Source organism: Gallibacterium genomosp. 2 (assembly GCF_000771895.1).
GTDB lineage: Bacteria > Pseudomonadota > Gammaproteobacteria > Enterobacterales > Pasteurellaceae > Gallibacterium.
The window spans coordinates 1-10,057 of the sequence record NZ_JPXY01000066.1 but is presented as its reverse complement, the minus strand read 5'-3'; the positions used below and the strand labels follow the sequence as shown (position 1 = coordinate 10,057).

Here is a 10,057-nt window from a genome sequence, read left to right as displayed (position 1 = left end):
CTGAGCGGTTTCTGCTAATGAAGGCACAGCTTGTTCATTTTTAGCGATCACTTCAGCAGGCATAACTGGTTCTTCTACCGGCTGAGCAGTTTCTTCTAATGTTGGTGCAATAATAATAGGGATAATTTTATTATCTTGCTTAATGTAAGTTGAGGTTAAATAGTAATCGCTTTGATCATCAGCCCCTACACCGCCGTGAGATAAAACATATTGATAAAGCCCTGCTGTAACATCATTAGCTAATGTTAGATTACCAATATTAACTTTATTAGCATTCAGATCGATAATTTTAATCCCAAACTGGGTTTTTGCACCTAAAGAAGAATAACGTTTTTCAATTTGCAAATTACCATTAATGATACTATCACCGCTAACAGAGATTTTATCTGTTTGGCTATTATCATTACCTAAATCTGTTCCTAATGTGATTCGTGCATTTTGAGCAATTAAACCTTCATAGATTTCCAAAGTTTTTGGCTGCCAAGTGTCTGTAGTTTGCGATAAGTTAAGACTGGAATCGCTTAAATTTAACTGATAAACACTGGAATTTTTAGACATATTCCATTGGCTATTATTATCAATTGTGAAATAGGATTTTGCATTTTTCTCAGTATATATTCCGCCATTGATGACAGAATTATTGATTGAAGCTTCAAACACAGGCAAATTCTTAGTCGCATTTTTTGCTACTTTAATCGCATAGTGTTCTGCTGAAATTGTACTGCCTTTCATCATCAATCGAGATAAAAGATTACCTTCGTCATTAGTAAAAACACGAATTGCACTTGCACCTTCACTTTCTGTATTCAGTGTTGAATTGATGATTGTTGCGCTGCTATCCCATAAGTTCAAAACATTTGCACCGACACCATTGGTTTTTATTTGACTGTCTTGTAAGCGTAAAGTTGCTTTATTACCAACTGTTATTGCAGTCGTTTCCTTACCAAAGGTATTCAACTTGATTTTATTTAATTCAACTTCTGAACTTTGTCCGTTAACCATTACACCGAATGGAGCAACATAAGGGTTAGTACGGTAAATATCAATATGACCATTAGTAAGATAAATTTTACCACCTAGTTCTGCATTAATAATTCCACCTAAACGCCCTTGAGAGGTGATATTTGTATTAGTTAATTGGATTGTGCCACCATTACTGGCGAATAAAGCGCGACCGTCATTAAAAATATTGAGGTTTGATTTGTTAATATCATTACTATGCATATCAACATGGAAAACACCATCGCCTTCAGCAGAATGGTAAATATTATTAGCTGTGCTATTAAATGGTGTGGTGCTTACACGTCTTACTGTTAAATCGGTTGGATCTCCACTCTCAGATTCTAGTAACGACATAATATAATCTGCGATCATACGATGTGTTTTTGGTGAAGGATGAAATTGATCAGCAAAAACGAATTGGTAACCTTTCCCCCAAAGATAATTTTTATCTTTAACACCTTTTTGCCCGTCTATTGGTTCAAAAGCCGCAACACGCCCTTTTCCAGCTCCCCAACCAACTACTGCACTGGTAAAAGGATTTGCAGCAGAACCGGAAACATTATTAAAGCCAAATTCAGTATAGTGAGACATTACCTCATCTAGTAATAATTGGATATTTGGGCGGATGAAAGTAACATCAGGATGCTGAGCTTTTAAGTTTTCTATTACTTTATCAACACCTTGATTAAATGTATTTACCAAAGACGTTTCTGCTTTATATACACGCTCAAATTGTCTTTTCCATTGTTGCAATTCTTGAAAGGCGGCACTAGTTAATGGCTTACCTTGAGGGATGTTATAATGCTTACGCAAAACAAATTCAAAAGCATCGTAAATAACGTCTTTTGCTGGACGACCGTGATTATTTTGATCATCTAAAAAACGGATAACGTCATCTTTATTGATCCAACCGAAACCAAGAAATTTGCGCCCACCAAGCAATGATTTCCAACCGTCAAAGTAAATGCGCCCATCAGAAAGAAAATTGTTAGTAAAATTTGGGGTGTTCGCAATATTTGGTGCATTTGGCACAATTACAAACTTAGCCTTCCCATTGATCAATAATTTTTTTAATTGTGTTTCTACGGCTTCAATACTACCTTGAATTTTTTTGTTTTGGCTTTGGTCTGTTGAAATATTAGGATCACCTAAATTAATATCATCATCAGCTAAACGGAGATCATTGCCACCAATCCAAAAAATATATTTATAATCTTGATTTTGAGTATTGCGACGACTTCTTAGATAATTATTGATTTCATCGCTTAATTTTGGTGATAAAGACCCCTGCAATCCACCAAGATAATCATTAGCAACAGCTCCGCCTAATGCATAATTAGGTCCATCTTGATTTCTTTTGGTTAAAAAATTTCCATCGTGTCGAGGAGAATTATAGCCATAATAATTGGCTAGATATTCGTTATAGACATTTTCTTGGTTATAAGTAAAGCGAAGAATATTACCGTTATCGCTAAGGCTATCTCCAAAAATGATCAGTTTTTCTGGCATTCCTACACTATATGCATTAGTTGCTAATGCAAGAGAAACGCTTAATGCTAAAAAATGTTTTTTCATATAATTATACCCTAAAAAATTTTGTGGATTTTATACATTACTTGTATGAAAGTAAAATCAATAAATAAAATTTATTAGCTATTTTTTGTAAAAAATCTTTTGTTTTTGTGTGGTTATTTTATATTTTAAAAATTAATGTTTCTTATTTAATATTGGTGTTTTTTATGTAATTAATTAGATTTATTTTGTTTATATGCTCAATTTTTTTAGTGAATAATCTTTTTTATTGATTTATCTTTTTGACTTTGTAATGGACATTAAATAGGATATGTTTTTTATGAAGGAAAGAGTAAATGAAAAATAGGAATGAAATGAGAAGTGTTGCTATTGTAGGGTTAGGTTGGTTAGGATTTCCATTGGGGCGTTATTTACAAAGTTTAGGGTGGCTAGTAAAAGGTAGTAAAAGGACACACGAAGGCACAGAACATATGCGATTACAGCGTATTGAGTGTTATCAACTTGAGTTAACGCCAGCTATTAATGCGGATCCTGATGATTTTGAAGCTTTATTAGATGTTGGCAGTTTAGTTATCAATATTCCTCCTAGTGAATACTTTTTTGATCTTAATAATTATATTTTGAGTGTTGAAAATTTATTGACAGAGGCGCTTTTACATAATGTTCAGCATATTATTTTTATTAGTTCAACTTCTGTATATCCAATGATTTCTGGTGTGTTTGATGAGGATTATTTGCCGAAACCGACATCGGATGTGGGTAAAGCACTTTTGGAAATTGAACAACGGTTATGGGATTTGCAAGATATTGATGTAGATATTATTCGTTTTGCCGGTTTAGTCGGGGAAGATCGGCATCCGGTTTATCATTTCTCCGGAAAAGAAAATATTCAAGGTGCGAATCAGACTGTTAATTTAGTTCATTTAACTGATTGTATACGAGCAATTCAATTATTGTTAGAAACGCCAGCACATCACCGTCGTTATAATTTAGTTGCGCCGATTCATCCATTAAAACAGGATTTTTATACTACAATGGCGGAAAAATTATCATTGCCGTTGCCTCATTTTTTACCGGAAGAAGGAAAAGTGGAGAGAATTATTTTGGCGGATAAAATTTGTAGAGATTTAGATTTTGTTTATCAATATCCTGATCCAAAAATGATGTAATTGTTAAATATAATCTTAAAAAAGCGGAATTCAAGGAAAATGGCTGGGGTACTAGGATTCGAACCTAGGAATGCCGGAATCAGAATCCGGTGCCTTACCGCTTGGCGATACCCCAATCTAAAGGGGGGTTTATTAATAAAGATGGCTGGGGTACTAGGATTCGAACCTAGGGATGCCGAGATCAAAACCCGGTGCCTTACCGCTTGGCGATACCCCAACATAAAAGATGATCATTAATAAAAGATGGCTGGGGTACTAGGATTCGAACCTAGGGATGCCGAGATCAAAACCCGGTGCCTTACCGCTTGGCGATACCCCAACTTTATGAAAGTTGCAAAATGGTGCGGGACGAGGGACTTGAACCCACACACCTCACGGCGCCAGAACCTAAATCTGGTGCGTCTACCAATTTCGCCAGTCCCGCAATGGTGGCTATGACGGGATTCGAACCTGTGACCCCAACATTATGAGTGTTGTGCTCTAACCAACTGAGCTACATAGCCATTGCTTTTGCGGCGCTAATTATGCTGATATCTGTAAGTCTCGTCAACACATTTTTTTAGAAAAAAAGATTTTTCGGTCTGTTCGCATAGAGAATAGCCAATTTGTCGGTTTTTTATTAGAAATCGTCGAGCGGTTATCGCATTGATATACAATTAAAAGAGCTTTATGGAAGTAAGAGTGGGGCGGCTAAACACAAAATCATTGGATTAATTAATAAATTGAATAACGATAAAAAGAAAATTGCGATAAAATGATTATCGCAATTTTTTTGATAAAAGCATTAATTAAACTGCCAATTACCGTTAACCGCAGTACCAACGATTTCAAATTTATGGTTAAAAGCGGTTAAGTTGGCAATTTTTCCTTTTTCTAGACTACCGAGTTTATCATTAATATGGATAGCACGAGCCGGATAGAGTGTCGCCATACGAAGTGCTTCATCTAAAGGAATATCCACCTCATTGACACAGTTACGAATTGCTTCGATCATAGTAACGGCTGAACCGCCGATTGTACCGTTAGCGTCATAGCATTTGTGATCTCGAACATAAACGGTTTTGCCCACAAATTGGAATGATTCAATATCTGCACCAGCGGCAGCGGTAGCGTCAGTGACTAAACAAAGTTTGTCTTGTTTGCATTTTTTAGCAATACGCACATTGCCGAAATTTACGTGTAAACCATCAACAATAATGCCGGTATAGACATTTGTATTATCCAGTACAGCACCAACAACACCCATTTCTCGTCCGGATGACACAGGCGACATTGCATTATACAAATGAGTTGCAAAAGTTGCTCCTTGTTGGAAACGAGCATTCGCTTGTTGATAAGTGGCATTGGAATGCCCGATAGAAACGACAATATTGTTTCTAATAAATTCAGCAATATGATCTGCGGTAGGATTTTCCGCAGCAATCGTCATTTTTGTAATCACTTCAGCGTTATCACATAAAAAAGTGAGCATTTCATCCGAAATTTCACGGATAAATTCCTCGCGATGAACACCCTTTTTGGCTTTGCTTAAATAAGGCCCTTCTAGATGTAGCCCTAACGCCTGATTGCGATGTTTGGCAAGATATTCTTTCATTACCGCAACAGCGTGTTTCATTTCAGCATCAGGAGCGGTAATGAATGTTGGTAAAAAGCTGGTAGTGCCGGATTTTAAATTGGTTGCCTGCATAATTTCCAATGTTTCAACAGAACAATCATCATTGAACATTACACCACCGCAGCCATTAAGTTGCAGATCGATAAAACCGGCAGAAAGGTTAGTGCCTTGAAGATCGATAGTATCAAGAGCCGGATTAAGATCAGCGGTTTTAACAATATCTGCAATTTTATCGTCATTTACGATCAAAGCGTGATCATACAGAATCTCAGCCCCTGTATAGATAATACCATTAACTAACGCATATTTTTTCATTTTAACTCTCTTACACTATGAATTGCGTGTGATTCTAATTCTTTGAAATATTTCACAGTTTTAACTTTTAATTCTTGAGTTGCTGACTCATCGCAAACAAAAATTGCACGGCTGTGCATTTGCAATGCACTAATTGTCCATAGATGATTTACTGCACCTTCTACACCTGCTTGCAATGCTTGAGCTTTACGATAACCGGTAATTAACAACATTACCTCTTCCGCATCCATTAAAGTTCCAACCCCGATGGTTAAGGCATATTTTGGCACTTGATTGATGTCATTATTAAAGAATCGAGAGTTTGCAATTAAAGTATCTTCATTTAAAGTTTTAATCCGAGTCCGAGAGGAGAGTGATGAACCAGGTTCATTAAATGCGATATGTCCGTCTTCACCTACACCCCCCATAAACAGATGAATTTTACCATAAGATTTAATTTTATCTTCGTAACGTTGGCATTCCGCATCGTGATCATCAGTGTTACCGTTTAAAATATTGATATTTTCAAGCGGAATGTCAACGTGATTGAAGAAGTTATTAAACATAAAGGAGTGATAACTTTCAGGATGTTCTTTTGGCAAACCGACATATTCATCCATATTGAAAGTAACGACATTTTTGAAGCTTACTTCACCTTGTTGATAAAGCCTAACTAACTCTCTGTAAGTAGCGAGCGGTGTGCCGCCAGTTGGTAAGCCAAGAACAAATGGATGTTCTTTAGTGGGAGAAAAACGATTAATGCTGTCAACAATATGGCGCGCTGCCCATCTTGCTACCTGTTGTTCATTATGTAATGGAATAAGACGCATAGATTGCTCCTTGAATAATAAATAGACATTTTAAAATAAAACTTCATTATTTAAATAATCAAGATAATTTTACTTCAAAAAAGTGGATTGATCTAATTGAAAAAGAGTGTTTTTTGAGTAAAGTCACAGAAAAGACCAAAATGGAAAAGAAAATAAATATAAAAGGGAGTAGAGCTTAATTCTACTCATTAACCAAAAAATCAAGTAGAATAGCGTTATTTTTTTAGAAACTGACTGCACAAAGATTTTATTATGACAACACAATTTAACATTAAAACGTTTCAAGGGATGATTCTTGCACTTCAAGCATATTGGGCGGAACAAGGCTGCACTATTGTTCAGCCGTTTGATATGGAGGTAGGTGCAGGGACTTCTCATCCAATGACGGCACTGCGTGCATTAGGTCCTGAGCCAATGGCATTTGCTTATGTGCAACCTTCACGCCGCCCAACTGATGGTCGTTACGGCGAAAATCCAAACCGTTTGCAACATTATTATCAATTTCAAGTGGTGATCAAACCTTCTCCAGATAACATTCAAGAGCTTTATCTTGGTTCTCTTAAAATGCTTGGTTTTGATCCAACACAAAATGATATTCGTTTTGTTGAAGATAACTGGGAAAATCCAACGCTTGGTGCGTGGGGGCTTGGCTGGGAAGTTTGGTTAAACGGTATGGAAGTAACGCAATTTACCTATTTCCAACAAGTGGGCGGTTTGGAATGTCGTCCTGTAACCGGTGAAATTACCTACGGTTTGGAACGTTTAGCAATGTATATTCAAGGCGTGGATAGCGTGTATGATTTAGTGTGGTCAGATGGCCCACTCGGTAAAACCACCTACGGTGATGTTTTCCATCAAAATGAAGTAGAACAATCCACTTATAACTTTGAATATGCTGATATTGATTTCCTCTTCAAGGCTTTTGAACAATATGAAAAAGAAGCTCAAGAACTGTTGGCATTGGAAAAACCATTACCCTTACCGGCGTATGAACGTATTTTAAAAGCGGCACATAGTTTTAACTTGTTAGATGCCCGCAAAGCCATTTCTGTAACCGAACGTCAACGTTATATTTTGCGTATTAGAGCGTTAACTAAAGGTGTGGCGGAAGCTTATTATGCCAGTCGCGAAGCATTGGGATTCCCAGGATGTAACAAAAAATAAGGCAGGAACAATGAAAGAATTTCAATATCCTAAAGATATCTACACTGAACCAGATGTGGATGTGAATACTCTTGCTAATCTTGGGCCATTAACAGCAATGGCTGGTATATGGGAAGGAAAACGAGGATTAGATATTAATCCAAAAGCGGAAGGAGCGGTAAAAGATCCTTATATTGAACATATCGAGCTACAACCTATTGATCCACAAACTAACGGACCGCAGCTTTTTTATGGTTTGCGTTATCATATCCATATTGTGCAACCAAATGAAGTGGAAACATTTCACGATCAAGTTGGTTATTGGCTATGGGAACCGGCAACAGGAAATTTATTGTTAACCTTAAGTATTCCTCGCGGACAAACTTTAATTGCTACTGGTAATGCTAGTGTAGATGCCAAGAAATTTACATTAACCGCACAACGTGGTTCATTAACGAATGGTATTATTTCTAATCCATTTTTAGAACAATCTTTCCGTACAGAAAGTTATACTATTACTGTAACTATCAATAATGACGGTACGTGGTCATATGAGCAAGATACTGTGATGACAATTCCTAATTACGATGAGCCATTTCACCATCGAGATCGTAATCGTTTAACGAAGGTTGCTGAACCAACACCAAATCCATTAGCATTAGCAGAACAGAAAGAGTAACTATAATGGAGAAACCGATTTTATTTTTCGCAGAAAGCTGCCCCGATACCGCTCCTTTTGTAGCAGAGTTGAAGCGATTAAATGTGGATTATGAACGCGTAGAAGTTTTAACTTCATTAGCCAATTTTAAACAATTTCTGCGTTTGCGTGATAAGTCAGCGGTGTTTGATAATGCCAAAGCGAATGGCTATGCGGGAATTCCAGCACTGTTGTTGAATAGTGGTGAAGTAATTTTGGATTATAAGAAACTGGCAGAAGTGTTTACTCCATAAATAAAAGCGCGGTAAGTTTTGCAGAGGTTTTAGATGACGACAAAAAAGCCACTTGTGAGAAGCGAACAGCAATTAGTTGGTGAAATTAGCCAACTTATTCAAACAAGCAAACAACGTGTTGCGGTTACCGTTAATGCGGAACTTACCTTGCTTTATTGGCATATTGGACAGCGGATTAATCAGCATATTCTTAATAATGAACGGGCGGAATATGGCAAGGAAGTGATTAAGAATTTGTCTAAAAGCCTAACAGAGCAATTTGGGAAGGGCTGGGGACGTTCTCACCTTAATTATTGTGTGAAATTTGCGGAAACATTTAGTGATTTTGAGATTGTCCACGCACTGCGTGGAAAATTGAGTTGGACGCATTTTAAAGCATTAATTTATATTGATGATCCACTCAAACGAGATTTCTATGCCACAATGGCAGCCCAAGAGCGTTGGAGTACAAGAACATTAGAGGAGCGTATTGGCTCATTACTGTTTGAACGCACCGCAATCTCGAAAAAGCCTGATGAAACCATTAGCCAAGAATTAACGTTATTGCGAGAAAAGGGTGAATATAATCAATCAATGATCTTAAAAGATCCTTATATTTTGGATTTTTTAGAACTTAATGATCGTTATTTAGAAAAAGATCTTGAAGATGCAATTTTAAGAGAGGTTGAACAATTTCTTTTAGAATTAGGAGCGGGTTTCACTTTTATTGCTCGGCAGAAAAGAATTCAAATTGATAATGATGATTTTTATATTGATTTACTCTTCTACAACCGTAAATTAAAACGTTTAATCGCCATTGAATTAAAAACCGAAGCATTTAAACATTCACACAAAAGTCAAATGGAACTTTATTTGGCGTGGCTTGCGAAATATGAGCAAGAAGAAGGGGAAAATCCACCCTTAGGTATTATTTTATGTACTTCTAAAAAGCAAGAGCAAGTTGAATTATTAGATTTAAACCATTCAGATATTCATATCGCTGAATATATGACGGTGTTGCCGAGTAAAGAAATATTAGAGCAGCGATTGCATTTGGCGGTATCACGAGCGAAAGAACGGCTTGCTAAATAATATATTGTTAGCTAATAGAATATTTTTGAAATAGTAGATTTTAGTTAGAATGCAGCCTTACTCTAAGAATTTAAAGGAACTTTCACAGAAATTACGTTCAAATCAGACTGATGCTGAACGTAATTTATGGAAACGGATTAATCGAGATCAGTTATTAGGCTTTCGCTTTAATCGTCAAAAGCCGTTGCTGAATTATATCGTAGATTTTTATTGTGCAAAGGCAAAGCTGATTATCGAACTAGATGGTTCTCATCATTATGAGGCTGAGCATCAAGAAAAAGATCGATTAAGAGATGATGAGTTAAGATTTCTAGGTTTTACAGTGATGAGGTTTAGCAATGACGAGATTTATTATGAGATTGAGGATGTTGTAGAACAGATCTATTTATTTTTAGAACAAGTACAAATCTCTCTTAGTGGTGCTGAGGATTGACAAATCTCCCCTAACC

The 10,057-nt window shown here is 36.5% G+C and carries 9 protein-coding genes and 5 tRNA genes; 6 read left to right on the top strand and 8 right to left on the bottom strand.

The genetic code is table 11. The features are described from left to right. A partial coding sequence (locus P375_RS11475) for an autotransporter outer membrane beta-barrel domain-containing protein (protein WP_039137162.1) occupies nucleotides 1-2,577 on the bottom strand: 2,577 nt, incomplete at its 3' end. A 311-nt stretch (nucleotides 2,578-2,888) separates the two neighbouring features. On the opposite strand from P375_RS11475, the gene P375_RS11470 reads away from it, so the two are divergent. Continuing rightward, nucleotides 2,889-3,704 carry an NAD-dependent dehydratase gene (locus tag P375_RS11470; RefSeq protein WP_039137167.1) on the top strand — a complete coding sequence of 272 codons (816 nt, stop codon included), beginning with the start codon at nucleotides 2,889-2,891 and terminating at the stop codon, nucleotides 3,702-3,704. A gap of 40 nt (nucleotides 3,705-3,744) precedes the next feature. Here P375_RS11470 and P375_RS11465 read toward each other — a convergent pair. From P375_RS11465 to nagB, 7 genes are all read right to left on the bottom strand, one after another. Further along, nucleotides 3,745-3,819 (bottom strand) — tRNA-Gln (locus P375_RS11465). 27 nt (nucleotides 3,820-3,846) lie between these two features. Then, a tRNA-Gln gene (locus tag P375_RS11460) sits at nucleotides 3,847-3,921 on the bottom strand. 27 nt (nucleotides 3,922-3,948) lie between these two features. Beyond that, a tRNA-Gln gene (locus P375_RS11455) sits at nucleotides 3,949-4,023 on the bottom strand. Nucleotides 4,024-4,043: 20 nt separating this feature from the next. Then, a tRNA-Leu gene (locus P375_RS11450) sits at nucleotides 4,044-4,128 on the bottom strand. Between the two features lie 2 nt (nucleotides 4,129-4,130). Then, nucleotides 4,131-4,207, bottom strand: a tRNA-Met gene (locus P375_RS11445). A gap of 281 nt (nucleotides 4,208-4,488) precedes the next feature. Beyond that, nucleotides 4,489-5,634 (bottom strand): N-acetylglucosamine-6-phosphate deacetylase, encoded by a 1,146-nt coding sequence (gene nagA, locus P375_RS11440; protein ID WP_039137160.1) that lies wholly within the window; start codon nucleotides 5,632-5,634, stop codon nucleotides 4,489-4,491. Then, on the bottom strand, nucleotides 5,631-6,443 hold the full coding sequence (gene nagB / locus P375_RS11435) for a glucosamine-6-phosphate deaminase (RefSeq protein ID WP_039137158.1): 813 nt from the start codon (nucleotides 6,441-6,443) through the stop codon (nucleotides 5,631-5,633). The genes nagA and nagB overlap by 4 nt, the downstream gene beginning before the upstream one ends. 252 nt (nucleotides 6,444-6,695) lie before the next feature. On the opposite strand from nagB, the gene glyQ reads away from it, so the two are divergent. Genes glyQ through P375_RS11410 form a run of 5 tightly spaced genes read left to right on the top strand, consistent with a single transcriptional unit; the run spans nucleotide 6,696 to nucleotide 10,041 of the window. Beyond that, entirely contained in the window at nucleotides 6,696-7,607 is a 912-nt protein-coding gene (gene glyQ, locus P375_RS11430) for a glycine--tRNA ligase subunit alpha (RefSeq protein WP_039137156.1), read from the top strand. 10 nt (nucleotides 7,608-7,617) lie between these two features. Next, nucleotides 7,618-8,265, top strand: coding sequence for an FABP family protein (locus P375_RS11425; protein WP_039137153.1), 648 nt, complete (start codon nucleotides 7,618-7,620; stop codon nucleotides 8,263-8,265). 5 nt (nucleotides 8,266-8,270) lie between these two features. Beyond that, on the top strand, nucleotides 8,271-8,537 hold the full coding sequence (locus P375_RS11420) for a hypothetical protein (RefSeq protein WP_039137150.1): 267 nt from the start codon (nucleotides 8,271-8,273) through the stop codon (nucleotides 8,535-8,537). Nucleotides 8,538-8,570: 33 nt separating this feature from the next. Next, entirely contained in the window at nucleotides 8,571-9,608 is a 1,038-nt protein-coding gene (locus tag P375_RS11415) for a PDDEXK nuclease domain-containing protein (protein ID WP_052121843.1), read from the top strand. Nucleotides 9,609-9,657: 49 nt separating this feature from the next. Next, nucleotides 9,658-10,041, top strand: a complete 384-nt coding sequence (locus P375_RS11410; RefSeq protein ID WP_039137148.1) for an endonuclease domain-containing protein — start codon at nucleotides 9,658-9,660, stop codon at nucleotides 10,039-10,041. The last annotated feature ends 16 nt before the right edge of the window (nucleotides 10,042-10,057 follow it).